The organism is Reyranella sp. (assembly GCF_965229815.1).
GTDB lineage: Bacteria > Pseudomonadota > Alphaproteobacteria > Reyranellales > Reyranellaceae > Reyranella.
Genome location: NZ_CBDDJN010000002.1, coordinates 1569538 through 1594686 on the forward strand (window position 1 = coordinate 1569538; position 25149 = coordinate 1594686).

The following is a 25149-nucleotide window of genomic DNA, read 5'->3' on the forward strand; positions in this document are numbered from 1 at the left end:
GTCATCTGGTTTCGACCCGGCGGATGTAGAGGAGCTGCACGACCACGATGATGAACAGGAACGGGAACATGGCGAGCGAGATCGCCGCGCCCTCCGACAGGAGGCCGGTGCCGATTCCGATCTGGTAGGCGTAGGTGGCGAACAGCTGCGTGGCGTTGGCCGGCCCGCCCCCGGTCATGACGTAGACGAGCTGGAAGTCGGCGAAGGTCTGGATCACCGAGAACAGCATCACGACCATGGTGACGGGCAGCAGCAGCGGCCAGGTGACGTACCAGAAGCGGTTCCACGGCCGCGCGCCGTCGATCGCCGCCGCCTCGTTGAGCTCGGGGCTGATGGTCTGCAGTCCGGCGAGAAGGCTGATGGCGAAGAACGGCACGCCGCGCCAGATGTTGACGATGATGATCGAGGTCATGGCGAGGTCGGGATCGCCCAGCCAGTTGATGCGCTGGTCGATCAGCCCGAGATGGAACAGCGTCCAGTTGATGACGCTGAACGTCGGGTCGAACATCCACTTCCAGGCGAAGGTCGACAGGACCGTCGGGATGATGAAGGGCAGCAGGATGAAGGCGCGGACCAGCGCCTTGCCGCGGAAGTGCCGGTTCAGCAGCATGGCCAGCCACAGGCCAAGCGCCAGCTTGAACACGGTCGTGACGCCCGTGTACCAGAAGGTGTTCCAGACCGCCGTCCGGAAGATGCTGTCGTCCCAGACCTTGGCGAAGTTGTCGAGGCCGACGAATTTGCCCTCGATGCCGACGCGCGTGTTGGTCAGCGACAGCATCACCCCCTCGAAGAAGGGATAGGCGATGAAGAGGCCGAGCAGCACCGCTGTCGGCGTCAGCAGCGCGAGGGCGAGCCAGCGCTCGTCCTCCAGCCGCCGCAGCCGCGGGGTTTGACGCGATGCCACACCCGGGACTGCGGTCACTGCCATGGTTCGCTCACCCGTCGAGTTGCGCGATGGGGCCGGCGGTCAGCTTTCGTAGATCTTCTTCAACTCCGTCTCGGCCCACTTCACCGATTCCTCGGCGGGCATGCCCTGCACCGCCTTGGCGTACATGTCGGTGATGATGTACTTGCTGAGCGCCTCGGCCGCCTTGGCATTGGGCGTGCCGGCATAGCCGGGCGCCTGGCCGAGGCGGGCGGCGACCTTGTAGGGCGTCATCACGGGATCGACGTCCCAGAGCTTGTCGCTCTCCCACTTCTCGGTGCAGGGCGTGGCGAAGCCCTTCTGCGATTCGAAGAACTTCCGGTAGTTGGCCTCCTGGTGGAGCCACTTCAGGAACTCCTTCGCCGCGTCCTGGTTCTTGGAATACTTCATCAGCATCTGCGACTGCAGCAGATGGAAGCCGAACTGTCCCGCCGGGCCCTTGGGCAGGGGCGCATGCAGGATGTCCTTGTTCATCGGCGCGCCCTTCTCGGTCTGGTACTGGGCGGGCTTGCGCAGGGTCTCGATGTAGATCGACGCGCCGTTCAGGGTCGCGGCGATGGTCTGGGACAGGAAGGCACGGTTGTTGTTGGTGTCGTCCCAGGCGAGGCCGCCCTCGTCCATGGCGTCCTTCCACAGGCCCTGCATGAACTTCACCGATTCGATCGTGCCGGGCGAGTTGATGACGACCTTCTTGCCGCTGTCGTCGACCTCCTTGCCGCCCCACGACCACATGTAGGGATAGGTGAAGCCCGGCGCGTCGCCGAACGTGTGTCCGAGCGTCTGGCCGAACGGATGGCCCTTGGCCTTCAGCTTCTTGCCGACCTCGCGGTAGGTCTCCCAGGTGTCGGGGAACTTCGAGGCGCCGACCTCGTCGAGCCACGACTTGCGATAGGCGATCATGCCGCCGATCACCGCCCAGGGCATGCCCATGAACATCTTGCCGTCGCTGCAGATCGAGCGGGCGTACTTGAACAGGCCGCCCTCGCGCTTGGCGACCTCGTCGACGATCGCGCTCAGGTCGACGACGCTGTTGGCGTAGAGATAGGTCTGATTGTTGAACGCCATGATCAGGTCGGGACCGGCGCCCGACTGGATCGCCGCGGTCGTGCGCGGCTGCAGGTCGTTGCCGTTGACCGTCTCCAGGTTGACCTTGATGCCGAGATCCTTCTCGGCCTGCGGCATCAGCTCCTTGCGGAACATCTGGTCGGTCGCTGGAACGAAGTCGACCCACTTGAGCCAGTGAACTGTCTTCTGCTGGGCATAGGCCGGCGTACGGCCGGTCGCCAGAATGCCCGTCATGCCACCCAACGCTGAACCGGCGGCGAGCTTCAGTACGCTGCGACGCTTGGTCTTGGCCATGGTGTTCCCTCCCGGGAAGGCCGCCTCATTGGACGGCTTGTTTATGCGATCATGGTAGGCACCACGCGAGCGCGCGCGCAAGACGGTTGAAGAAATATTCGCTGCGTGTCGTGGCGCGCTGCAGCAAACGCGGTTCACCCGACCTGAAGCGGCGTCGCTGCCGGCTGTCCGGCGACGACCGTCCTTCATGCTCAAAGCGTCTCCGGGTCGAGCGTGAAGAGCTCCTGCGCCCGGCCGACGCCGCGCAGCGCGAAGCGGCCGACCGACACGAGCTGGGCGCGCTGACCCGGCGGCAGGCAGCCGGCGAAGGTCGACGAGATCAGCACCGGGCGATCGACGGAGCGGCACATCGAGGCGATGCGGCTGGTCTCGTTGACTGCGGGCCCCACGACGGTGAAGTCGAGTCGCTGCAGGCTGCCGACATTGCCGTAGAAGACCTCGCCGACATGCAGGCCGACATAGACCGAGGTGACCGGCCGTTCCTCGCCCTGCCGGCGCTCGTTCAGCGCCGCGACGCGTGCCCTGAGCTTGGCCTCGGCCTTCAGCGCGCGCTGGCAGGCCTCGCCGCGATCGTCGCCGCGGAACAGCGCCAGCGTGCCGTCGCCGATCAGCTTCAGCACGTCGCCGCCGGCCTCGTGGATCGAGGTGATGGCCGCGTCGGCATAGTCGTTCAGGAGCGGGATGATCTCCGCGGGTGGCGCGGTCTCGGTGATGGCGGTGTAGCTGCGCAGGTCGGAGAACCAGAGCGCGGCCTCGATGCGCTCGGCGACGCCGCGCTGGATGCGGCCCTCGAGCACGCGCCGTCCGGCGTCGCGGCCGAGATAGACCTCGACCAGCGTGCCCGAGACGCGCGCCAGGGCCGCGCTCTTGATCGCCAGTCCCAGCGCCGGCACCAGCCGGCGCAGCGCCGCCACGTCGCCGTCGCTGAAGCCTTCAGGCGCGCGCGTCGACCAGGCGGAGTAGACGCCGTCCATCTCGCCGATCATGGCCTCGCCGCCGATGCGGTGGATGAAGATCAGGTAGTCGGTGTGGCCGAGATCCTTCATCTCCTGGATGATCTTGAAGTCGGCCGGCTCGCCGAAGCCGATGCGCCGGCGCAGCTCCTCGCCGCCGGTCTGCAGCAGGTGGAAGAAAGGGCTGCGCTGCCAGGATTCGGCTGCCTCGCCCTCGTTGGTGCGGCCATAGTCGGCGGCGGCCTCTTCCTCGACCTCGTCGTTGCGCCAGCGGAAGATCGTGCCTTCGTGCACCGGATGGAGCGTGTCGATGAAGGTGAGCGCCCGCGAGACAGGAAGACCGGCGGCGTTGCACTTCTCGCAGAAGTGGCGCAGCAGGTCCGCCTCCGGCAGGCCCTGCAGGCCGCCGCGGACCAGCCAGTCGACCAGGCGATCGATCTCGGCGGTCTTCACGGGCGGCGGTCGAGCGGATGGACGGGCAGGATCATGCCGCAGGATACAACGAAGCCGGCGCGCCGCGCCGGAATTCCGCCTGCCCCGCGCGCGCAACCGAGGCCCGGCTGGCGCATTGTGCCGGCATGCTCGTCAGCGACGTCATGACCCGCGAGGTCGAGACCGTGCCTCCGGAAGCCTCCCTCCAGCAGGCCGCCATGGCCATGGAGGCGATCGGCGTCGGCTCTCTGCCGGTCTGCGACGGCCGTCGCCTGGTCGGCACCCTCACCGATCGGGACATCGTGGTGCGCGGCGTCGCCACCGGGCGATCCCCGGTCGAGATGCTGGTGCGCGACTGCATGACCGAGGACATCGTCTGGGCCTTTGCCGACGAGGACGCCGAGGCGGTGCTGGCGCGCATGCGCACGCTGCAGGTCCGCCGTCTGGCGGTGGTGGACCGCGACAGGCATCTGGTCGGCATCGTCTCCCTGGGCGACATCGCCACCGAGCCGCGCGCGGCCGACTTGCGCGAGGTCGGAGAGGCGGTCGCCGAGATTTCCGAGCCGTCCCGGCCGCAGAAGTAGGCCGCAGAAGTCGGGCGAGCCGGTCAGGCCGGCACGCAGTATCCGTCGCGGCGCGGATCGCAGCCGCCGGTGAAGGTGCCGCTCTCGTCGCGCGCCACCGCCTGCATGCCGCCGACTGTCCACGTCCAGTCGGGACCCGCCGAGAGGTCGTGGCCGCGGCTGCGCAGTTCCGTCCGCACCTCGGCATCGACCCGCGATTCCAGCAGCACGGCGCGGCCGTCGGTCAGGCGCGCGCGCGGTGCCTCGATCGCCTGCTGCAGCGGCAGGCCGAAGTCGACGTACTGCACCATCGCCTGTGCCTGGGTCTGCAGGATGCCGTAGCTGCCGGGCGTGCCAAGCGCCAGCACCGGCCGATCGCCCTGGGTGACGATCGAGGGCGCGACGCAGATCGGCATGGCGTCGCCCTGCTTCACCCGGTTGGGGCTCTGCGGGTTGACGTCGGCCCAGTAGAGGAAGTTGTTGAGGCAGAGGCCGGTGCCCGGGACGACGACGCCCGAGCCGAACACGCTGCCCAGGCTCTGTGTGACGCACACCATGTTGCCGTCCCTGTCGGCGATCGAGAAGGAGGTCGTGTGACCCTCGCTGGCCGCCGGCGTCCACTGCTCGGTGGGGCCCGTGACCGGCTTGCCGTCGCGCACGCGGGTCCGCAGGCTCTCGACATGGCCGTCCGACAGGAGCTCGGCCAGCTTCTGCGGCGAGGGCGCGCCATTGGCGATGCGCACGCCGGCGGCGATGCGGATGGCGCGCAGCACCGTGTCGATGTGCTCCGTGCCGTTGCGCTTCATCCCGGCGAGGTCGAAGCCTTCGAGGATGCGCAGGGTGAGCAGGTACTGAAAGGCCTCGCACGGCGGCGGCGGCACGTGGATGGTGCGGCCGCGATAGGTGGCGGCCAGCGGGTCGATCCATTCCGCCTTCGTGTCGAGCAGGTCCTCGAGCGTCAGCGTGCCGCCCAGCTCGGTGAGGCGGTCGATCAGCTTGCGGCCGAGCGCGCCGCCGTAGAGCAGGCCCGGCCCCTCGGCTGCGATGGCCTCCAGCGTTGCCGCGAGATCGGCCTGTTTCAGGATCGCGCCCTTCACCGGCCGGCCGCCTTCGATGCCGTCGATGTAGGTGCGCGACCATTCGGGGAAGAGATCGGCATGGCTGCGCATCTGGGGCGTGATGCCGGCGATCTCCTCGACGTTGAACTCGATCATGCTGAAGCCGTCGCGCGCCACCCGGATCGCCGGGGCGAACAGCTCGGGCAGCTTCCTGGTCCCATAGGCATCGACCATCTCGCACCAGCCGGCGAGATTGCCGGGCGAGCCGACGGCGATCGGGCCGCGCAGGATCTGCTCGCGGTTGCTGAGCTTCTCCAGCGGGAACCGGCGCGGGATGCGGCTCATGAAGTTGAGCGAGCGCACCCGCCGCTCGGCGGCGATGTAGCAGGTCGCCATGCCCTGGCCGGCGAGGCCCGACATGTAGGGCTCGACCACGTTCAGGGTCGCCGCTGTCGCCGCCGCGGCATCGAAGGCGTTGCCGCCGCTGCCGAGGATGCGGGCGCCGGCCGCGGCGGCCAGCGGATGGGCGGCGGCCACCATACCGTGCCGCGATGCGATCGTAGGACGCTTGCCGTGCTGCAGCATTCTGTCTCCCCCGGGGGCGCGCGATGGTGCCTTCCCGCAGCCGACACTGCCAGCAACAATTGCGCCGCGGCGCCGCGCGGAGGACAATTCGACCATGCGCAACCTTGAATTCGGCTGGTTCCTGCCGACGGCCGGCGACACCACCGCCTACGGGCTCGCGAGCGCGCAGGTCGCGCCCTCGCTGCCCCTGTTCGATCGCGTCGTCGCCGCGGCCGAGGCCGCCGGCTTCGAGTACATGCTGGTGCCGGTGCAGACCGCCTGCTGGGAGGCCTGGATCTCGAGCGCCCTGATGGTCGGCCGCTCGAAGTCGATCCGCATGCTGGTGGCGGCGCGGCCGTCGTACATCAACCCGGTGCTGCTGGCGAAGATGATCGCCACCTTCGACCAGCTCTCGGGCGGGCGCATCTGCATCAACCTGATCGCCGGCCAGAGCGAGCAGGAGAACGCCTCGGAAGGCATCAGGTGGGGCAAGGAAGAGCGCTACGAGATCATGGACGAGGAGGTCTCGATCCTGAAGGCGCTGTGGACGACGCGCGGCCCGGTGACCTTCGAGGGCAAGTTCCACCAGCTGAAGGGCGCCCAGATCCGGCCCTATCCGCTGCAGCAGCCTCATCCGCGCTTCTATCTCGGCGGCGGCTCGCGGCAGGCCTGGGAGATCTCGGCCAGGCATTCCGACGTGCATCTCTTCTGGGGCGACACCTACGACCGCATCCGCGCCAACATGGCCGAGATCCGCGGCATGGCGGCCCGCCACGGCCGCGAGAAGGACATCGGCTTCGGCATGCGCCTGCAGGTCGTGTGCCGGCCGACCGAGGCCGAGGCCTGGGAGTTCGCCCACGAGCTGGTGGCGCATGCCAGCGAGTCGCAGAAGGCCTTCGTCAAGGAACGCTTCGCCGCTTCCGAGGCCAACCGCCGGGTCCGCGAGCTGGCGGCCCAGGGCGAGGTGATCGAGCGCAACCTGTGGACCGGCATCACCCAGGTGCGGCCGGGCGCCGGCATCGCCGTGGTCGGCACGCCCGAGCAGTGCGCCGACACGCTGCAGGACTTCATCGACCTCGGCTGCCACTCCTTCTGCCTGTCGGGCTACCTGCACGACGAGGAGGCCGAGCGCTTCGGCAAGTGGGTGATGCCCATCCTGCGCGAGCGCAACCGCGAGCGCATGCTCGCAGCCTGAAGCACGTATCGGAGCGCGGACCTCCAGGTCCGCTCATGATCATGATGCGGACCTGGAGGTCCGCGCTCCAAAGACGCGCCAAGGAGTGGCGCGCCCCCCGGCAAGATGGCGAGCGCGCTAGCCGCCCAGCGGCACGGCCAGCAGGACGAGCACCGATCCCAGGAGCGCGATCGCCAGACCGGTCCGCCATCGACTGCTCCCGGAATAATGGGCCCACCAGTACCCCGTCAGGAACAGCAGCCCGACTTGCAGCGCATTGGCCCAGCGCAGGGCGACGAAGCCGTCATCGAACACCAGCAACGGGATCAGGCCGGGGATCGCCGTCGCGCTGACCAGCACGACGATCAGGCCGGCGGCGACCCAGTCGTGGCCCCGAAGGTGCGCCCGATCCGTCCCGGCATGCCGGAACAGGTCCAGCAACGTCCTGTGCAGGTGGGCCTTGTCCTGTGGCCGCATCGGCGGTTCGCCGTCGAGAGCGAACTCGTCCTTGATGGCGGCGAGCGCCTCCACGTCACTCGCGGCGGTCTGCAGCCGCCTCACGAACTGTACGCGTCTGTTGCGGTTGAAGATCGTGCCCAGAAGGTAGAACGCGCCGTCGATGACGCCCCAGGCCAGATTGCAGCCCAGAAGCGCCAGGGCGAGCTCGACGCCGACGATGTCTGCCCGCTCCGACAGCAGCCGGGCGCCGGTCGTGATGGTGAGCGCCATGATCAGGCCGAACAGTATCTCGAGGAGCGTCTCCGACGGATCGAGGTAGCGACCGACGAAGCGGGCGATCATGGCAGTCTGTCTCCCGGGCGCCGGGCGCGGGACAGCGACACGGTGAAATAGACGTTCCACCCTTCGGGGCGGTTCTGGGCGGCAAACTCCTTGTAGCCCCGGAGGCTGAGATCGGTCGCGACGCCACCCAACTGGAACGACCAGCCGGCCTGTGGCCCGACGCCCGCCACCCGGGACCGGAAATCGCCCAGCCGCGCCGAGCCGCCGGTGTCCGGGCTGAGCTGGCTGAAGTAGTAGCCCGCCAGGCCGACATAGAATGAATCGCTCAGCGACCAGGACGCACCGACGTCGATGTGCGCGTCCATTCCGCTCTGATACTGCGTCGTCGGATTGATGAAATTGTAGGTCAGGCCGGCGGTGACCGAGAACTCGAAGGGCGAGGGCGGCATGAAGGTGTAGCCCATGCCCCAGTCGATCGCCCAATGGCCGACGCCGACGCCGGCCCAGCGATCGGGATCATAGCCGCCGACGGGCGCGCTTCCCATGACATAAGTCATGGCGTTGTGGCTGCCAGTCTGCCACTTCAACGAAACCATGGGATAGAGATCGCTGATCCCCGTCGCGGTGTCGCTGGCGCCCGCCGAGAACGCACGGCCTCCCGGCCCGGTCAGCACGCCCCAGACCGATGTGTCGGCGCGGCCCGCCGAAAAAGTCACGCCGAGCCAGAGCTGTCCGTTCAGGACCGGATCGGCAAAAGTATAGCCTGGCGTCAGGTAGAGGTACTGCTCCGTCGTGCTGTAGCCCAGCAGCAGGCCGCCACCCCGCGAGAAGCTCGTCCCTGCCGTGGCGCTGGCCTTGCGAAAGTAGAAGAGCGCCTCGAACGAGAAACCCGGATCGCCCGGCACGGAGGCAAAGCTTGCGAACTGACCCGGCAGCCAGACGCTGGCTCCGCCTTCGTCGGCCCTGGCGGCTCCCGATTGCAGCGCGGAGCCGAATGCCAGGGCCAATGGCATGGCGAAGATGGCCCTCGACGGCATCGGCCTCCCCCATTTTCGTTTGAGTGTATCATGGTTCCAGCCAGGGGGAGGTCGCGATGAAGACTTTGCGAAGCGTGCTGGCCGAGGCGCCATTGGCATGGTTGCTGATCGCCGTACCCGTGACGGCCTGGGTCCATCATGCCCGGCCCGAATCGCCCCTGCTCGGTTTCGTGCTCGCCTGCGTCGCCATCATCCCCCTGGCCGGTCTGCTCGGGCTTGCGACCGAGAAGCTCTCGGCCCGCGTCGGCGATGCGATCGGCGGCTTTCTCAACGCCACGCTCGGCAATGCCGCCGAGCTCATCATCGCGCTCATGGCGCTGCGGGCCGGCTTGCTCGATGTCGTCAAGGCGTCGATCACCGGCTCGATCATCGGCAACCTGCTGCTGGTGCTGGGGGCGGCCTTCCTCGCCGGCGGGCTGCGCTATCCGGTGCAGACCTTCGCCACGATCGGCGCCCGCGCGCAGGTCGGCATGATGGCACTGGCGGCCATGGCCATCCTGATCCCGTCGATCGTGGCCGCGATCGGCGGCGGCAGGTTCGTGGCCCAGTCGGTGAATTTCAGCATCGTCGTGGCGATCATTCTGCTGGTGGTCTATCTGCTGAGCCTGGTGTTCGCCCTCCGCACCCATGTGCACCTGTTCAAGGGCGACCAGGAAGCGGCCGGGCACGAAGCGCATGGCGCTCCCTGGTCGAAGTCTCTCGCCATCGGCGTCATGCTGGTCGCCACCCTGCTGATCGTGTGGATGAGCGAGATCCTGGTGGCGACGGTCGAGCATGCCTCCCAGGCGCTCGGGCTTTCGAACCTCTTCGTCGGCGTCGTCGTCGTGGCGGTCGTGGGCAATGCCGCCGAACACAGTACGGCGGTGCTGATGGCCATGCGCAACCGCATGGAGATCGCCATAAGCATCGCCATCGGCAGCAGCACGCAGATCGCACTGTTCGTCGCACCTCTGCTGGTTCTGCTGAGCCTCGTCATCGCCCCGGCGCCGCTCAGTCTCGCGTTCACGGGGGTGGAGGTCTTCCTGGTGCTGATGGCGACCTTCGTGGCCTCGATCCTGGTCGTCGACGGGCGGACGACCTGGTTTACGGGCGCACAGCTCATCGCCGTGTACCTCGTCATGGCGATCACGGTGTTCGGCGTACCGGCGTGAGACGCAACGGCCGACCACGGGTTGACCGACTCCGGAGGATACGATGGGACGCATCACCCTGACCGTGGCTGTCGCCGTGCTGGCGGCGACGAGCGTGGCGGCTTGCCACGACCAGCACACGATCGAGGGTACGCGCTCGCACACCCTCACCGTTGGCGGCAAGAGGATGAAGGCGAATCTCTCGCCGACCGGTGGGGCCAACGAGTTCGACCTCCTGGTCGTGCGCGACGACATCGTCATCAATCCCGACCCGGCATCCGAGCGCGAGCGAGGGCAGGAGGCGGCAAGCCGCATCATGGGGGAGGTCTGCAAGGTGAAGGGGCTCAAGCCGCAGGTCCTCGACGACCGTCTCGTCCAGCAGCTCAATTACTATGTGCGATTCCGCTGCGTCTGACGGACATCAATCTCCCGCCCGGGAGTGCGGCTGATCCGAAGCGTTGGAAGAAGATGTATGCTTGGCCGTGTGGTTCTCCGAGGCTCCCACAATGTGAGGAAAGACCATGCACAAGACTTTGTCCCGGAGGCTCTTCATCCTGGCGGGATTGGCGCTTGGTTCCGCCGCCCATGCCCAGCCATCGGCATCCCGGTTCGTGGGTCGTTGGACGGGCCACGTGCGTGGATTGGGCGACGCCGAGATCGTCGTGACCGCCGTTCGGCCGAACGGCCAGATCGACGGCGCGATGACTTTTCCCGAGCAGGGGAGGACCCTCGCGTTCGGTGACAAGGTCGACATCGCGAACGGCATCAATCACGGCGTTGTCCGGGAGTCGGTTCTGACGATCGAGACGGCCCTGGGAGGCACCTACCGCCTGAACCTCGTCGAGGGCGGGATGAGCGGAGAGTACACGCGCGGGACGACCATGAAGGTGCCCGTTACCTTTCAGAAGGTGAAATGACGGGCCTCCCGTCCACGGCGTCAAGGCGCAGGCGGAAGCCCTTCAGCGTCCACATCAGCGCAGTGGCCTGTCGGTTGCCCAGGGTGACACGCTGAGAGAGCTTGCACTGGTCAGCGGGACCGCCGTCGCCAGGTCAGGATCCAGCCGAGAAGCAGGCCGCCGATCAGCACCAGAAACGGCAGCACGAAGCCCAGCAGGTAGACGTGGAGCGGCGACCACGCCGAGTATTCGCCCAGACGGAGCAGCAGGCCGTTCTCTCGGGCGCGGCACCAGAAGTCGCCGTTCGGCATCGTGGTGCATATTTGGCGGATGAAGAGCGTCCAGCCGATCAACCAGATCGCCGAGGCGACCAGCCACAGGGCAAAGACTCCGCGAGGCCAACTCATGGTGGCGGTTCAGGTCTGGTGACGCAGGCGGGACATGCCCCGCCGCGTCTCGATATGCTGCAGGAGGGCATTGATGGATTCCTCGACCAGATCCTGGCCGTGGCGTCGGGCATCGGCGACCAGCGCCTTGGGCATATCTTTCTGACGGCAGACCGCTTGCTGTCCGCGGCACAGCCAGAATTCGATGCGCTCCTTCCGCGCAATGATCTGGACGGAGAGCGGTACCTCACTCGGCCGGCTTCGAGCGGGCGGTGGAGAGCGATTTGCAGCCACGCCAACAAGAATACCGCGGGCCCAGTTTCGGACCTTGATTTCCGTCAAGGGAGCGCTTCCGTCCATTCGAGGACTATCCGACACTAGAAGGCGCTGCCCGCGTCCTTCGAATCGCATCGCGTCTTCCCCATGTCGAGCAGCCGGTCGCGATCCAGCACCACGATCTCGTCCGTGCCGGCGACCTGGATGATGCCGCGCCGCTTGAGCTTGCCGATGGTCCGGCTCACGGTCTCGATGGTGAGGCCGAGATAATCCGCTATGTCGCCGCGGGTCATGTGGAGCGACAGCGGCTGGCTCGATACGCGGCGCACGCGATAGAGCGTATCGATCTCCGCGAGGAAATGCGCCACGCGCTCCGTCGACCTGAGCTGCCCGAGCACCAGCATCGCCTGTCCGGTCTGCTTCAGCGCCGTCGCCAGGGCTTCGGCCGTGGCGGCCGCCAGGTCGGGATGGGCGGCGGCGAAGGCATCGAACTTGCGGCGGTCGAAGCCGCACGCCTCGACGTCGGTCAGCGCCTCGCCTTCGAAGGCGTACAGGCCACCTTCCTCGAGATAGCCGACGCAGTCGCCGGGCACGCGGATGGCCACGATCTGCCGGCGGCCGTCCTCGAGCGTGCGCGACACGGCAACGACGCCCCTGGTGATCTTGAAGAAGCTGCCCATGGGCGTTCCGGCCGCGAACAGGATCTCGCGCTTTCGCCACTTGCGCGGCCCGCCCAGCGCCAGCAGCTGCGCCAGTCGTTCCCGATCCAAGGGTTTGCAAAGGTTCAGATGCCGACCGGCGCACCGCTCGCAGGGCAGCGACACTTTGGTCTGCTGCTTCTCGGAGGAGTCCTCGCTGCGTGCCAGGATGCCGGAAAGGACATTCACCATGCAAAATTAGCATGCTTCCCAATTCCCGGCGAGACCAACCGTCAGGGGTGATCCGCGACCCGGCTCGCCTGCCCGGCGCTAGCGCTTGGGCAATCGCGCGCTTTCGGCCTGTATGGCCCGGTCGATCACGACGAACAGATAGGACTCGGGAGACAGGGTGCAGCCGCCTCTCACGAGGTAGGCGATCTGTGCGCCACGATCGTCGTCCGGCAGGACGACGCCTCGGTACCGGGCCGAATGCTCGGCGAGCTGAGTGGCCAGGGTCCGGCGGGCGTCCGGCGCCATCGCATGGGCTTCCCGGCAGGTCACGTACGCCGCACGGTCGAAAACGAAGGCATTCTGTGCCTCCGCCGCGCCGAACGCCGCGAATGCAGCCGTTGCCGCGGTTCCCGAAACGGCCAGGAGAAGGCGCTTCATTGCTTCCTCCTACTTCTGGATCGCGCTGCCGGTGATGTATCCGGCCGCGCCGCCGATCAGGCCGGCGCCGACGACCTGGCCGAAGCTGCCGCCGGCCACCATGCCGATGCCCGATCCCAGCGCGGCGCCGGTCACCGCGCCCTTCTGGCTGGTCGACATGTTCTCGCAGCCGGCGGCCAGGCCGCCGGCGGCGAGCGTCAGGATGAGGGTCCGGAATAGGCGCTTCGTCATGGTTCAATCCCCGCTCGGCTCGATGCCTGGAGTGCCGCGCCCCTCTCCCGGGACATCCGGCAAACAGGGCATAATAGTCGCGGGATCGGGCCTCGCCATGATTTCGATCAAGCGAGCGCCTCGCCGGCGTAGTGCGCGATCATGCGCTCCTCGTCGGTCGGGATCACCCAGGCCGATACCGGGGAGTCGTCCCGGCTGATGCGGCCCTCGTGCCGATGGTTGCGCGCCTCGTCGAGCGCCAGGCCGAGCCAGCGGCACCCGGCCGAGACCTCGGCGCGGGTGTCGGCGTCGTTCTCCCCGATGCCGGCGGTGAAGATCACGGCGTCGACGCCGCCCAGCGCGGCGGCGAGCGAGCCCGCCTCGCGCACGATCCGGTACACGAACAGCGCGATCGCCTCGGCAGCCTCCGGCGCGTCGGAGGCGCGCAATGTGCGCATGTCGGACGACAGGCCGGACACGCCGAGCAGCCCCGACTTGCGGTAGAGCAGGTCCTCGATCGCCTGGGCGTCGAAGCCCCGCTCCTTCAGGAGATAGAGCAGGACCCCGGGATCGAGGGAGCCGGTGCGCGTGCCCATCATCAGCCCGTCGACCGCGGTGAAGCCCATCGTGCTGGCGACGCTGCGTCCGCCATTCACGGCGCAGAGGCTGGCGCCGTTTCCGAGATGGGCGATGATCAGGCGCCTGTCCGCGATGGCCGGCGCCACGTCGCGGACGCGGCGCACGATGTAGTCGTAGGAAAGCCCGTGGAAGCCGTAGCGTCGTACCCCGTCCGCCGTCAGCGCGCGGGGCAGGGCGAAGGCCTGCGCCACCGCCGGCTGGCTGCGATGGAAGGCGGTGTCGAAGCAGGCGATCTGCGGCAGCTGCGGCGCGGTCCGCGCGATCGCCCGGATGGGCGCGAGATTGTGCGGCTGGTGCAGGGGCGCCAGCGGGATCAGCTTCTCCAACCGTGCGACGATGGCGGGATCGACCCGTACCGGTGCCGCGAACTCCGTGCCGCCGTGCACGACCCGGTGCCCGAAGGTCACGACCGGCCGGCCGCGCAGCAGCTCCTGCCCGCATTCCAGGATCGCGTCCGTCGCGCTGTGATGGTCGAGGGCGCCGGCGGGCCAGGATCGCTCGGCGACGACCTTGCCGGCGGCGTCCTTCACGCTGAGTCGCGGCTCCAGGCCCAGGCGTTCGACCTGGCCGCGGAACAGCAGCGGTCCGTCGCGTTCCGGCCCTCCGGTTCGCCGCTCGAAGAGCGCGAACTTGATGCTGGACGAGCCGGCATTGAGGACGGCGATGACGCCGGACTCCGTCGCGGGGGAAGGGTTCACGCCGGTCACGCGACGATGTTGGCGCCGCCGTCGACATAGACGGTGCCGCCGGTGACGCGATGTGCGAACGGGGTGGCGAGGTAGGCGCAGGCGTAGCCGACATCCATGATGTCGACCAGCTCGCCCAGCGGCGCCTTCCGGGCGGCCTGGTTCAGCAGCAGCTCGAAGTCCTTCAGTCCCGAGGCGGCGCGCGTCTTGAGCGGTCCCGGCGAGATGGCGTGCACGCGGATGCGCCGGGGGCCGAGCTCGTAGGCGAGGTAGCGGCAGGCGGCTTCGAGCGCGGCCTTGACCGGACCCATGACATTGTAGTTCGGCACCACGCGGTTCGCGCCGTAATAGCTCATGGCGAACATCGTGCCACCCCTCGTCATCAGCGGCGCGGCCAGCCGGGCCATGCGGATGAAGGAGTGGCAGGAAACGTCCATCGCCTTGGCGAAGCCCTCGGCCGAGCAGTCGAGCAGGCCGCCGCGCAGGTCCTCTCCGGGCGCGAAGGCGATCGAGTGCACCAGGATGTCGAGCCCGCCCCAGCGCTTCTCGATCTCGGCGAACACGTCTTCGAGCTGGCCGGGCACGGCGACGTCCAGCGGCAGGGCGATCGGTGCCTCCAGCGCCCGCGCCAGCGGCTCGACATGGGGCCGGGCCTTGTCGTTCAGCCAGGTCACGGCCAGCTCGGCGCCGGCATTGCGGAACGCGCGGGCGCAGCCGTAGGCGATCGACTGGTCGTTCGCGATGCCCACGACCAGGGCTCTGTGGCCGGTCAGGACCGGCCGGATGGCGTCTTCCATGATGGTCTCAGGCAATGGCGGCGGCGGAATTGGCACGGCGGGCTGCCGCGACGAGCACGGCCACCGCGCACGAGGCCAGCCGCGTGAGCAGCGAGTCGGCGCGGCTCGTCAGGATCACGGGCACGCGGGCGCCCAGCACGATGCCTGCCGCGTCGGCATTGGCCAGGAAGGACAGGCTCTTGGCCAGCATGTTCCCGGCCTCGAGGTCGGGCACGACCAGCACGTTGGCGCGCCCGGCGACCGGCGAGACGATGTGCTTGATCGCCGCCGCCTCCTCGCTGATGGCATTGTCGAGCGCCAGCGGCCCGTCGAGCTCCGCTCCGGTGATCTGACCCCGATCCGCCATCTTGCACAGGGCCGCCGCCTCGATCGTCGAGGGCACGCGCGGATTGACGGTCTCCATCGCGCTCAGGATGGCGACACGCACCGGCTCCGTGCCCAGCGCGTGGGCGAGGTCGATCGCGTTCTGCACGATGTCCACCTTTTCCTCGAGGGTGGGGACGATGTTGACCGCGGCATCGGTGATGATCAACGGGTGGGGATGGCTCGGCACGTCCATCACGAAGCAATGGCTGATGCGGCGCGCGGTGCGGATGCCGGTGGTTCGCGCCACCACGGCGCCCATCAGCTCGTCGGTATGCAGGCTGCCCTTCATCAGCGCCTCGACCCGGCCCTCCTGGACCAGCTCGACGGCCTTGGCCGCCGAATCGTGGCTGTGCTGGGAGGCGACCAGTTCGAGACCGCCGATGTCGATCGAGCAGCGTGCCGCGGTGTCGCGGATACGCGCCGGCGGCCCGACCAGGATCGGCCGGAGCAGGCCGATCCGGGCGGCCTCGACGGCGCTTTCCAGCGAGACCTCGTCGCAGGGATGGACGATCGCCGTCGCCATCGGCGGATGCCGCGCCGCCGTGGCGATCAGCCGGTGGTACTTCTCGTGCCGGCGGCCGCCGGGTTCCGTGTCAGGCATGGTTCGCTTCTCTCGCGGAGTGGCGCTGCGGCGCGGTGAACAGGTCCTCGACACGCTGCAGCCGCCGCCGTGCTTCGTCCAGCAGATCGCCGCTGGCCGCCACGACCTCCTTCACGGCAGCCAGGGCGTCGCTCCTGGCCTGCGCGTCGTCGGGCAGCAGGTGGGGGATGGCGCGCACCGCACGCTCCTCGTCGAGCCGCAGCAGCAGGTACTGGTCGCGCAGCATCGCCTTGATCTCGCCGAGCGTGCGGCGGCGGTTGGCGGGCTGCAGCCGACGAATGGCCTGCAGCGTGCGGAAGCCGCGTTCGTCGACCGAGCGCTCGGGCAGCCGCACGTACATGATGGCGCGCACCAGGGCCTCCGGCATGCCGCCCACCTCGAAGCGCTTCTCGAGGTCGGCGCGGTAGTGGGCGCTCGCCGCCTCGCGCGCGAGGTCGCGGGCGATGCGGCGTTGCGCCGGTGCCGAGGCCGTGCCCAGCCCGGCCATCGCCTGCACGACGGGCGAGCCGTAGGTCGCGAGGAAGGCCGCCTCCGTCATGGCGTCGCGCGCGAGGCGCCAGCTCTCCCAGCACGTGGAAATCCAGGTCGAGCCGATCTGCTCGAGGACATGGAACGGATTGTCGGCGGACACCGGCTTGCGGTCGGCGCGCACCGCGTCGGCGAGCGGCTTGATCGCGGCCATCGCGGGATTGCGGTCGGAGAAGGCCGCGAAGCGCACGCGGTTGGGATGCAGCTCGCGCAGCGCGTCGGCCGTCGGCGCCGAAACCACCGCCTGCACGGCCGGTTGCGCGATCGTGCGATAGAGCCCGTGGCCGATCTCGGAGACGCGGGCCACGGTGGCGAAGCGCAGATTGTCCTCGTCGCTGTTGGCGCCCAGCGCCCTGATGTCCGCGAGCGAGCGGGCCTCGAGGCGGAAGAGGTACTTGCCGTGGATCAGATCGGCGTTCGCGGTGGTCCCGTCGACCTCCGTGATGACCGCTTCGTAGAGGCCGGGCGGCAGCAGGTCGATCATCTCCATGCAGGAGGCGAACTCGGCGTGTTCCCTGGTCGCCACCTTGCCCGAGACGAAGATGCCGAGATGGCCGATCGACTGGTGCAGCGTGTAGACGATCGTCTGCCCGTTGGCGACGATCTCCTCGTCGCTTGCGTAGAGATCGGTGACCCAGCCGAGCGCCTGCTGCGGCGGCGTGATGTTGTCGCCCCACGAGCACAGCACGATGATCGGCGACCGGATGTTGCGCAGGTCGACGCGCACGCCGGCCGAAGTGCTGAGCTCGCCGGAGGTGAGCTTGTTGCCGACGAAGAGATTGTCGGCGATCCACTGCATCTCGCCGGCGTTCAGCAGGACCGGGTTTCCCCACCAGGTCTCGAATTCGAGGAAGCGCGGCCCCTCGGTGTCGACCCTGGAATAGAGGTTGTAGGGCTTCTCCCAGTAGGTGTTGGCCGGGTTCAGGGATTCGAAGTTGGCGACCAGGTTGGCGCCGTCGAAGATGCCGTTGCCGAGGTCGCCGGCGAGCGCCGTGAGCCAGGTGCCGCCCAGCGTGCCGCCGAGATAGCGCATCGGATTGCGGCCGCGCACGCCGGCCCAGTAGGACAGCGGCGAGCCGGCCAGCAGGATCGGACCGCAGAGGTCCGGGCGGATGGCCGCCATCATCATGATCTGCCAGCCGGCCTGGCAGTTGGCCACGACCACCGGCTTCCCCTCCGCCTCGGGATGGCGCCGGGTGACCTCCTCGAGGAAGGCGGCCTCGGCTGCGCAAACGTCCTCGACCGTCTGTCCGGCGACGGGCTGGGGCAGGAAGCCCACGAAGTAGCAGGGGTGTCCGGCCGCCAGCGCGACCCCGATCTCGCTGTCGTGCTTCATGCCGCCGATCCCGGGTCCGTGCCCGGCCCGCGGGTCGACGACCACGAAGGGCGGCTTGGCGGGATCGATCACCGTGCCCTCGGGAGGAACGATGCGGACCAGCGCGTAGTTCACCGGCCGTGGCAGCGTACGGCCGTCGACGATCGGTTCGAACCGGAAGTTCAGCACGTTCGGTGCGCTCTTCTGGTTCTGCTCGTCGTGGATGTTGCCGCGCTGGCGGAGCACGTCGAGCGTCAGGATGGCCCGCTGCCAGGCATCGACCCAGTATTCCTGCAGCACATTGACATTGGGCGTGGCGGTCATCCTCTGGCCCTCCTGCAGGCTGCGCCGGCGCTGGCTGCACCGCGTCCGACCCTGATAGTCGCCGCTCTCATGTTCGAGCCTTGATCCTGCTCAATAGGGCAGGCGGTTCGGCTGCGACGAAAGGCGCCCGGAACGCGGTGCGATGGCTTTGCCCGTCCGCCTGCCCGGTCGAAGAGGGCTCGGGGAACCGATGGACAGGCGGGACATGGTCGATATCCTCGACGGTTCCGGCAAGGGACGCACAGGAGTCTCGGTCCCCTTGGTTACGCCATCATGATGCACGCCGCCCTTCCGGATTTCAGCGCGCGCCAGCTCGAGGCCGTGCTGGCGCTGGTCGAGTATGGCAGCTTCGTTGCCGCCGCCGCGCGGCTGCGCGTCTCCCAGCCCGCCCTGACGCGCGCCATCAAGCGCCTGGAACACGATCTCGGCGTCCGCCTGTTCGACAGGACGACACGGCGCGTGCAGGTGACGGCCGCCGGCCGGGAGTTCGCCGCCGTCGCCGAGCGCATGCTGAACGACCTCGGGATCACGGTGAAGAGCGTGCGCGAGGTGGCGCAGGAACGCCGCGGACTGGTCGTGCTGTCGAGCGTCATGTCGGTCGCCGGCGCCGCCCTGCCGCGTGTCATCGCGGCCTATCGCGCTGCCCGGCCGGGTGTCGAGATCCATGTGCGCGAGAGCGTTCATGGCTCGGTGCTGGAGGACGTGCGCAGCGGCGTCGCCGATTTCGGGATCGGCTACGTCGACGAGCTTCCCGATTTCGCCGTCGGGACGTCGCTCGGGCGCGAGACGTTCTGCGTCGTGATGGCCCGGCGCCACAGGCTCGCCGGCCGGCGCAAGCTCGGCCTGTCCGACCTCGCGGACCAGCCGATCGTGGCGCTGCCGACCGATTCGCGGACCCGGCGCACCATCGACGCCGCGGCCGCGATGGCCGGCGTGCCATTGCGCCAGATGGTGGTGGTGACGCAGATCGCGACCCTGCTCGGACTGGTGGCGGCGGAGGTCGGCGTCGGGATCGTGCCCCGGGGCGCGGTCCGCGGCGCGACCGGCCGCGGGTTGCGGGCGGTGCCGCTCGCGCCGCGGCTGAGCTGCCGGATCGGCGTGATCGTGCTGCGCGAACGCGAGCCGACGCCGGCGGCGTCGGGAATTCTCGCCCTGCTGCGGCGGGAATGGCCGCGCCGCGATTGATGCGCCGCCCGCAACAATCCCGCCTATCAAGTTGACGTTGGCATGGCGCCGCCGCGCGCTATGCTCGGCGCCGGAGGAATGACGTGCAGCTTTCTTCGCGGACCTACGACGCCGCCAGCATCGGCGATGTCCAGGAGCTCTATCACAGCAACGGCTGGACCGACGGGCTGCCGATCGTGCCGCCGACCGCCGACGCCGTGCAGGCCTGCCTCGACTGGGCGATGATGCCGCCCGACCAGCTCATCGGCATCGAGCCGGTGCGCGGCCTGTCCATCACGGCCGAGAAGCTTGCGGTCAACGCCGTCATGGCGGGCTGCCTGCCGATGCATTTCCCCGTCGTGGTCGCCGCCTGGACGGCCATGATGCAGGACGATTTCCTGATGCACGGCGCCACCGCCTCGACCGGCGGCTGTGCCGTGCTGGTGGTGCTGAACGGACCGATCCGGCTCGAGCTCGGCGCCAGCGGTGGCTTCAATGCGCTCGGCAACAGCGACCGCGCCACCGCCGTCATCGGCCGCGCCATCCGGCTCTGCCTGATCAACCTCATGGACGTGCGGCCGGGCGCCATCGACCGGTCGACGCTCGGCCATCCCGGCAAGTTCAGCTACTGCATCGCCGAGGACGAGGAGGACACGAGCTGGCAGTCGCTGGCCGAGACCCGCGGCATCCCCCGGGAGGCCTCGGCGGTGACGGTCATGGCGGCGGGCGCGCCGCGCCAGATCATGAACGAATGGACGACCCGGCCGGAGGAGATCCTCGAGACCTTCGCGGCCGAGATGCGCGCCAACCTGCGGCACTATTCGATTTACGCCGGGAACTATGCGCTGATCATCCCCAAGCAGCTGCGCGAGCACCTGCAGGCGGCCGGCTGGACCAAGGCCGACATCGCCGCCTTCATCCACGAGCGCGCCCGCATCCATCGCCGCGAATGGGCCGAGGTCGGCAAGGGCGCCGTGGTGCGCGACCGCGGCGACAGCGTCTATCCCGCCATGGACTCGGCCGACCAGCTCCTGGTCGTGGCGGCCGGCGGTCCGGCCGGCGGCTTCGGCGCCGTCATCCCACCCTGGCTCGGCCACAAGAGCCACGCCGTCACCGTTGCCATCGGCGCCTGCGTCGATTGCGAGCCGCCCAGGAAGTAGCGGAGGAAAGACCATGAGCTTCACCGTCCTCGATCCGACGCCGGAGAAGGCCCCGCCGGCCGGCCGTCGCGCCCCGCGCCTCGACACGCTGGAGGGCAAGACCGTCGGCTTCATCTCCAACGGCAAGGAAGGCACCAAGGGCTTCTTCGCCCATCTCGACCGCCTGCTGCGCGAGGAGCACGGGGTGGCGCAGGTCGTGATGCGCACCAAGTCGAACTACAGCGCGCCCGCCGATGCGCCCATCGCCGCCGAGATCCGCAGCTGGGACGCGATGATCTCCGGCATCGGAGATTGAGGCAGCTGCTCGTCGTGCAGTCTGCACGACTCCGTAACCGCTGAGCGCCTCGGGATCCCGGCCTTCAGCGTGATGACCGAGCGGTTCGTGAGCGCCGCCGAGATGATGAGCCGCGTGCTGGGAATGCCCGGCTATGCCTTCGCCACCATCGGCCACCCGGTGAGCAGCGCCTCCGACGCCGAGCTCGAGGCCATGGCGCGCCGGGCGATCGAGCAGGGAAGGGCGCTGCTGGTCGACGGTTGAGGCGGGAACCCGAGGGCCCGGGAGGCGTTGATCCCGGCACCCAGAGGAGTCCTGCATGAGACCGCTCGTCGTGTTCGGCGTCACCCTGATCGCCATCGGCATCGTCGGTCTGGCGATCGACAATATCTCGTTCACCGAGAAGCGGACCCTCGTCGACGCCGGCCCGATCCGGGTGACCGCCGACCAGGAGCGCACCATCCCCATCCCGACCATCGCCGGCGTGATCGCCGTGCTGGCCGGGGCCGGCATGGTCTTCGTCGGCCGGCAGGCGAGGGGATGACCCTCCCGCAGGTGACATCGAGTTGACAGTCGGCGCGGTGCGGCCGTCCGTGCAAGGGCGGCGTCATCGCGTGCGTGATGTCCTCGGGCTCCTCATCAGGGAGGAGCCCCTGCGCACCCATCCAAAACTGACGCCGGGCACGACCGAGGAGAATCCGGCCGGCCGGAACTGATGGGTAGCGGGGCGTGACCGGCTCAGTCGCGGCCCCACAGGCGGCGGGTCGCGATGGCGGCCCCGTCGCGGCAGCTGCGCAGCTTCGCCCAGACCACGTCCTCTGCGACCAGCTCGGAGCCCGCGAAGGTGCCGAAGCCGCAGTCGCTCGAGGCGATGACGCGGCTGCGGTCGCCGACCGCGTCGACCGCCTCGCAGATGCGGTTGGCGATCACCTCGGGATGCTCGACGTAGTTGGTCGTCGAATCGATCACACCGGGCAGCAGCAGGAACTCCGGCGGCAGGCCGATCCGCTTCAGCGCGGCATATTCGTGCTGGTGGCGCGGGTTGGCGAACTCGACGCTGAGCGCGCCGACCCTGGCCTGGGTGAGCACCGGCAGCACCTCGGCCAGCGGCACGTCATGGATGTGCGGCCCGTCGTAGTTGCCCCAGCAGCAGTGCAGCCGCACGCGCTCGCGCGGGATGCCGGCCAGCGCTTCGTTCAGCGCCGCGACATGCATCTCGGCGATGGCGATGAACTCGGCCACCGACTTGTCGTGGAACAGGACGCTGCGCTCCATCGCGAGGTCGGGCGCGTCGATCTGCAGGACATAGTCCCGGGCGATGCGCTGGTATTCCTTCCGCATCTCGCGGGCCAGCGCGAAGACATAGGCTTCGTGGCTGTCGTAGTGCGCGTTCAGCATCGTCGTGGCGACGATGCCGGGCGAGGCCGCGGTCATGAAGGCATCGGCGGGCGGCGTGTCGAGGGAAGCGAGTGCGGCGCCGAACATGCGGCATTCCTCCTCGGCCGCCGACAGGTCGTCGTACGACACCGCCGCGATCGCCTGCGGCGCGTTCGACACCTTGCTGCGCCGCGGGAAACGCTGCCGATGCTGGGCCAGCAGCGAGGGGAAGTCGACATAGTCGCGCGGCCGCGGGCGCGCCGATTCGCCGCCGAAGCCGGTCATGCGCTGCGCTACGTAGGTCTGGAAGCCGACGCGCGGCTGCTCGCCGTCGTTCACGATGTCGACGCCGCAGTCCGACTGGGCGCGCACCACATGGCGCACGGCCGCCTCGCTCTGGCGCGCCAGCTCGGCCTCGTCCACCGGCTCGCCCAACTCCTGGCGGATCAGCAGGTCGCTCAGGACCTCGTTGCGCGGCAGGCTGCCGACATGCGTGGTGAGGATGCGGTCTTCGCTGCGGTGCATGGTCAGGGCAGCTCGAGGCGCACGGCGACCGCCGCGCTGGCGATCACCGCCGGGTCGTTGTTCTCCGGATCGGGCACGTCGAGCCCGCCCTTGACCGCCTTCACCGTCACGATCCCGTGCGGCAACGAGGCGCGGACCTTCTCGAGGTCGACCTTGTCGGGCTGCTGCACGCCGATCGTCACGTCGACGAACATGCCGGTCTTCGGATCGACCTTGAGGCTGCGGATCATGGCGAGCGAGCTGTGGTGCAGCGCGTCCTGCACCGCCCGCAACGCGGCCTTGGTGTAGTCGCCGCCGTGCAGGTCGTTGCCGGTGCCGAGCTCGAGAATCACTCTCTTGGCGGGCATCGCTTCCTCCCTACAGGTCCAGCCGCACGACGGCGGCGGCCTGGGCGATGATGGTCTTGTCGGTACCGGCCTCGTTGGCGATCTCCAGCCCGCCCTCGTGCACCGTCACGGTGCCCGTGCCGTGCGGCAGGACGGCCAGCACCTGCTCCTTGTCGACCTGGGACGGCTGCGGCACGCCGATCAGCACCTCGACCCGCATGTCGTCGCTCGACTTGCCGAGCGCCGTCGCGACGGTGAGCGAGTTGTGCCACAGCGCGTCGCGCAGGGCGCGCACCGCGGCCTTGGTGTAGTCGCCGCCGCGGATGTCCGTGCCCATGCCGATCTCGAGGGCCACTCTCTTCAACGCCATGCACCGTCTCCCCTCTTCCGTCGCTCAGGGGAGCGGTTGTAGCACGGAAGCGCCCGCGCGCCGCGGCGTCAGCGGCCCTTGCGAAACGCCGCGTCGAGGCTCCACGGGCCGGGGCCGGCAGCGGCAATGTAGAGGAACACGAAGCAATAGAGCACCGCGAGTTCGCCCCGGTTCAGGATGGGGAAGAAGCCCTGCGGCGCATGCGCCATGAAGTAGGCGACCGCCGTCATGCCTGAGGCGAGGAACGCTGCCGGGCGGCTGAACAGGCCGATCACGAGGAGGATGCCGCAGACGAACTCGATGATGCCGGCATAGCCTGGCATCGAGGCGATCGTGAAGTTGGCCGGGACCGCTCCCGCCGGAAACTTCAGGAGCTTGGCGGTGCCGTGCTGCAGCAGCAGCAGGCCCGACATGAAACGCAGGATGCTCAGAAGACGCGGCGACCAACTCGACGCCACGGAATCAACGCTCATAACTAAACTCTCCCCGGATACGCGGGCGCACCGTGACCATCCGTCGGGGAGGTTGCAAGTCACGCTTATGCGACAGGCTTCCTTATGCGACAGGCGTCGGCGGACCCGGAGGGTGGACCGGCGGCGGTGGCACGTCCTCGGGGACCGGGCGGCCGGGCTGGGGCATCTCGGGCGGAATCGGATCGGTCTTTCCCGGCGGCGGCGGCACGGGCATCGGTTCGGTCGGCGGCTTGGCCATCATAGTCTCCATCGCTCAGAATTCAGAAGAGGTGCGGTGGCCACGCGCGAAGAGGGGGCGCACGCCCGCGGCGTGCACCCCCCTCGCTTCGGCGTGAGGACCTCTTAGCGATCCCTGTTCTGGGACGGGTTCTGGGACTGGCCGGGCGCCTGGCCCGGCTGCTGCTGACCCGGCTGGTTCGGCCGGTTCTGCCGCTGCTGCTGCTCACGCTGCTGTTGCTCGCGCTGCTGCTGCTCCCGCTCCTGCTGGGACTGCGGATTGCGTTCCTTGGGGTCGTTCATCACTGCCCTCCTTGGACTGTACGAGGCGACGGCCGGCATTGGCCGCCACCACCTGAGGAACGGCCCCCTCGCGCAACGGGTTGCCGCCGCGTGTCGTTTGAAAGGGGACCATTCAAGGGCATGCACGGAGACCGCAAATGACGAAGAAACCTGCACGCGCCGCGTTCGCTTCCCTGCTCGTGGCGCCGGTGGCGGCAGCAATGTGCGTCGGCCTGTCGTCGACCGCATGGGCCAGCTCGGACGAGCACTGCGCGGCGGAGTGGAAGAGCGCCGACGGCAATGGCGACGGCGAGCTCGTCGGGCCCGAGGCCGAACGCTACCTTGCCTACTACCGGGTCCGCGCGCAGGTCGAGCCCGTCCAGGGCCGCATCGGCCGGGAGGAGTTCATGCGCGCCTGCCGCAACGACGTCTTTATGGCCAAGGCGCCGGACGACGGTGCCCCGCTCAAGGGCGCCAACAGCTTCACCGAGGAACAGGCGAAGGACCGCGCGAAGGCGGCGGGCTACAGCAGCATCGCCTCCCTCAAGAAGGACGGCGACGGCGTGTGGCGCGGCAACGGCATGAAGGACGGCAAGGCCACCGACATTGCCGTCGACTACAAGGGCAACGTGGTCGCCCAGTAGCGCGGCGGCCCGGTAGCGCGGCGGCCCAGCAGCGCCGCGGCGACGAGGCGGAACCGTCGACGGCTCCGCCT

30 protein-coding genes are annotated in these 25149 nt (G+C 68.8%); 10 read left to right on the top strand and 20 right to left on the bottom strand.

From position 1 onward, the window contains the following. Position 1 precedes the first annotated feature (1 nt). The 3 genes from ACO073_RS07945 to ACO073_RS07955 all read right to left on the bottom strand — a co-directional run bounded on the left by ACO073_RS07945 (position 2) and on the right by ACO073_RS07955 (position 3690). Positions 2–928, bottom strand: a complete 927-nt coding sequence (locus ACO073_RS07945; protein ID WP_421996623.1) for a carbohydrate ABC transporter permease — start codon at positions 926–928, stop codon at positions 2–4. 39 nt (positions 929–967) lie between these two features. Further along, the gene (locus ACO073_RS07950) at positions 968–2284 is read right to left on the bottom strand and encodes an ABC transporter substrate-binding protein (RefSeq protein WP_421996624.1); all 1317 of its coding nucleotides are present in this window, start codon (positions 2282–2284) and stop codon (positions 968–970) included. A gap of 191 nt (positions 2285–2475) precedes the next feature. Further along, positions 2476–3690 (bottom strand): adenylate/guanylate cyclase domain-containing protein, encoded by a 1215-nt coding sequence (locus ACO073_RS07955; protein WP_421996625.1) that lies wholly within the window; start codon positions 3688–3690, stop codon positions 2476–2478. A 125-nt stretch (positions 3691–3815) separates the two neighbouring features. Between ACO073_RS07955 and ACO073_RS07960 the strand changes: the two genes are divergently transcribed. Continuing rightward, complete coding sequence (locus tag ACO073_RS07960) at positions 3816–4253, top strand: CBS domain-containing protein (protein ID WP_421996626.1); 438 nt, start codon at positions 3816–3818, stop codon at positions 4251–4253. A gap of 23 nt (positions 4254–4276) precedes the next feature. On the opposite strand, the gene ACO073_RS07965 is transcribed toward ACO073_RS07960, so the two are convergent. Further along, positions 4277–5875: a gamma-glutamyltransferase family protein gene (locus tag ACO073_RS07965; protein ID WP_421996627.1), complete on the bottom strand. Its 1599-nt coding sequence runs from the start codon at positions 5873–5875 to the stop codon at positions 4277–4279. 94 nt (positions 5876–5969) lie between these two features. On the opposite strand from ACO073_RS07965, the gene ACO073_RS07970 reads away from it, so the two are divergent. Beyond that, positions 5970–7049 carry an LLM class flavin-dependent oxidoreductase gene (locus tag ACO073_RS07970; protein ID WP_421996628.1) on the top strand — a complete coding sequence of 360 codons (1080 nt, stop codon included), beginning with the start codon at positions 5970–5972 and terminating at the stop codon, positions 7047–7049. 117 nt (positions 7050–7166) lie between these two features. On the opposite strand, the gene ACO073_RS07975 is transcribed toward ACO073_RS07970, so the two are convergent. Both ACO073_RS07975 and ACO073_RS07980 read right to left on the bottom strand, forming a co-directional pair. Beyond that, entirely contained in the window at positions 7167–7829 is a 663-nt protein-coding gene (locus ACO073_RS07975) for a VIT1/CCC1 transporter family protein (RefSeq protein ID WP_421996629.1), read from the bottom strand. Continuing rightward, positions 7826–8806 carry a SphA family protein gene (locus tag ACO073_RS07980; RefSeq protein ID WP_421996630.1) on the bottom strand — a complete coding sequence of 327 codons (981 nt, stop codon included), beginning with the start codon at positions 8804–8806 and terminating at the stop codon, positions 7826–7828. Before ACO073_RS07980 ends, ACO073_RS07975 begins: the two co-directional genes overlap by 4 nt. Before the next feature lie 56 nt (positions 8807–8862). Between ACO073_RS07980 and cax the strand changes: the two genes are divergently transcribed. The 3 genes from cax to ACO073_RS07995 all read left to right on the top strand — a co-directional run bounded on the left by cax (position 8863) and on the right by ACO073_RS07995 (position 10853). After that, entirely contained in the window at positions 8863–9957 is a 1095-nt protein-coding gene (gene cax, locus ACO073_RS07985) for a calcium/proton exchanger (RefSeq protein WP_421996631.1), read from the top strand. A gap of 43 nt (positions 9958–10000) precedes the next feature. Continuing rightward, positions 10001–10351, top strand: a complete 351-nt coding sequence (locus tag ACO073_RS07990) for a hypothetical protein (RefSeq protein ID WP_421996632.1) — start codon at positions 10001–10003, stop codon at positions 10349–10351. A 106-nt stretch (positions 10352–10457) separates the two neighbouring features. Beyond that, a complete protein-coding gene (locus ACO073_RS07995) occupies positions 10458–10853 on the top strand; it encodes a hypothetical protein (RefSeq protein ID WP_421996633.1) in 396 nt (131 codons plus the stop codon). A gap of 110 nt (positions 10854–10963) precedes the next feature. Here the strand turns inward: ACO073_RS07995 and ACO073_RS08000 are convergent, their stop codons facing one another. The 9 genes from ACO073_RS08000 to ACO073_RS08040 all read right to left on the bottom strand — a co-directional run bounded on the left by ACO073_RS08000 (position 10964) and on the right by ACO073_RS08040 (position 18267). Continuing rightward, on the bottom strand, positions 10964–11239 hold the full coding sequence (locus ACO073_RS08000; RefSeq protein ID WP_421996634.1) for a hypothetical protein: 276 nt from the start codon (positions 11237–11239) through the stop codon (positions 10964–10966). Positions 11240–11248: 9 nt separating this feature from the next. Continuing rightward, positions 11249–11560: a hypothetical protein gene (locus ACO073_RS08005; protein WP_421996635.1), complete on the bottom strand. Its 312-nt coding sequence runs from the start codon at positions 11558–11560 to the stop codon at positions 11249–11251. Positions 11561–11595: 35 nt separating this feature from the next. Continuing rightward, positions 11596–12264 (bottom strand): Crp/Fnr family transcriptional regulator, encoded by a 669-nt coding sequence (locus tag ACO073_RS08010; protein WP_421996636.1) that lies wholly within the window; start codon positions 12262–12264, stop codon positions 11596–11598. A gap of 198 nt (positions 12265–12462) precedes the next feature. Continuing rightward, positions 12463–12801 carry a hypothetical protein gene (locus ACO073_RS08015; protein WP_421996637.1) on the bottom strand — a complete coding sequence of 113 codons (339 nt, stop codon included), beginning with the start codon at positions 12799–12801 and terminating at the stop codon, positions 12463–12465. 9 nt (positions 12802–12810) lie between these two features. Further along, the gene (locus tag ACO073_RS08020) at positions 12811–13032 is read right to left on the bottom strand and encodes a hypothetical protein (protein WP_421996639.1); all 222 of its coding nucleotides are present in this window, start codon (positions 13030–13032) and stop codon (positions 12811–12813) included. A gap of 107 nt (positions 13033–13139) precedes the next feature. After that, positions 13140–14348, bottom strand: coding sequence for an acetate/propionate family kinase (locus ACO073_RS08025; protein ID WP_421996640.1), 1209 nt, complete (start codon positions 14346–14348; stop codon positions 13140–13142). 5 nt (positions 14349–14353) lie between these two features. Then, complete coding sequence (gene fabI / locus ACO073_RS08030; protein WP_421996641.1) at positions 14354–15133, bottom strand: enoyl-ACP reductase FabI; 780 nt, start codon at positions 15131–15133, stop codon at positions 14354–14356. A 7-nt stretch (positions 15134–15140) separates the two neighbouring features. Next, complete coding sequence (locus ACO073_RS08035) at positions 15141–16100, bottom strand: phosphate acetyltransferase (protein ID WP_421996642.1); 960 nt, start codon at positions 16098–16100, stop codon at positions 15141–15143. Continuing rightward, positions 16093–18267: a DUF3141 domain-containing protein gene (locus tag ACO073_RS08040; RefSeq protein WP_421996643.1), complete on the bottom strand. Its 2175-nt coding sequence runs from the start codon at positions 18265–18267 to the stop codon at positions 16093–16095. Before ACO073_RS08040 ends, ACO073_RS08035 begins: the two co-directional genes overlap by 8 nt. 276 nt (positions 18268–18543) lie before the next feature. Here ACO073_RS08040 and ACO073_RS08045 point away from each other — a divergent pair, with 276 nt between their 5' ends. From ACO073_RS08045 to ACO073_RS08060, 4 genes are all read left to right on the top strand, one after another. After that, the gene (locus tag ACO073_RS08045; protein ID WP_421996644.1) at positions 18544–19452 is read left to right on the top strand and encodes a LysR family transcriptional regulator; all 909 of its coding nucleotides are present in this window, start codon (positions 18544–18546) and stop codon (positions 19450–19452) included. An 83-nt stretch (positions 19453–19535) separates the two neighbouring features. Then, entirely contained in the window at positions 19536–20591 is a 1056-nt protein-coding gene (locus tag ACO073_RS08050) for a hypothetical protein (RefSeq protein ID WP_421996645.1), read from the top strand. A gap of 13 nt (positions 20592–20604) precedes the next feature. Beyond that, positions 20605–21129 (top strand): UGSC family (seleno)protein, encoded by a 525-nt coding sequence (locus ACO073_RS08055; protein WP_421996646.1) that lies wholly within the window; start codon positions 20605–20607, stop codon positions 21127–21129. Positions 21130–21184: 55 nt separating this feature from the next. Continuing rightward, complete coding sequence (locus ACO073_RS08060) at positions 21185–21409, top strand: hypothetical protein (protein WP_421996647.1); 225 nt, start codon at positions 21185–21187, stop codon at positions 21407–21409. 194 nt (positions 21410–21603) lie between these two features. On the opposite strand, the gene ACO073_RS08065 is transcribed toward ACO073_RS08060, so the two are convergent. The 5 genes from ACO073_RS08065 to ACO073_RS08085 all read right to left on the bottom strand — a co-directional run bounded on the left by ACO073_RS08065 (position 21604) and on the right by ACO073_RS08085 (position 24455). After that, positions 21604–22767, bottom strand: a complete 1164-nt coding sequence (locus ACO073_RS08065) for a cobalamin-independent methionine synthase II family protein (RefSeq protein WP_421996648.1) — start codon at positions 22765–22767, stop codon at positions 21604–21606. 2 nt (positions 22768–22769) lie between these two features. Continuing rightward, positions 22770–23114: a Lin0512 family protein gene (locus ACO073_RS08070; RefSeq protein WP_421996649.1), complete on the bottom strand. Its 345-nt coding sequence runs from the start codon at positions 23112–23114 to the stop codon at positions 22770–22772. A gap of 10 nt (positions 23115–23124) precedes the next feature. Next, a complete protein-coding gene (locus tag ACO073_RS08075; protein ID WP_421996650.1) occupies positions 23125–23463 on the bottom strand; it encodes a Lin0512 family protein in 339 nt (112 codons plus the stop codon). 68 nt (positions 23464–23531) lie between these two features. Further along, the gene (locus tag ACO073_RS08080) at positions 23532–23936 is read right to left on the bottom strand and encodes a DoxX family protein (protein ID WP_421996651.1); all 405 of its coding nucleotides are present in this window, start codon (positions 23934–23936) and stop codon (positions 23532–23534) included. Positions 23937–24278: 342 nt separating this feature from the next. Beyond that, positions 24279–24455: a hypothetical protein gene (locus ACO073_RS08085; protein ID WP_421996653.1), complete on the bottom strand. Its 177-nt coding sequence runs from the start codon at positions 24453–24455 to the stop codon at positions 24279–24281. A 137-nt stretch (positions 24456–24592) separates the two neighbouring features. On the opposite strand from ACO073_RS08085, the gene ACO073_RS08090 reads away from it, so the two are divergent. After that, entirely contained in the window at positions 24593–25078 is a 486-nt protein-coding gene (locus ACO073_RS08090; RefSeq protein ID WP_421996654.1) for a PepSY domain-containing protein, read from the top strand. The last annotated feature ends 71 nt before the right edge of the window (positions 25079–25149 follow it).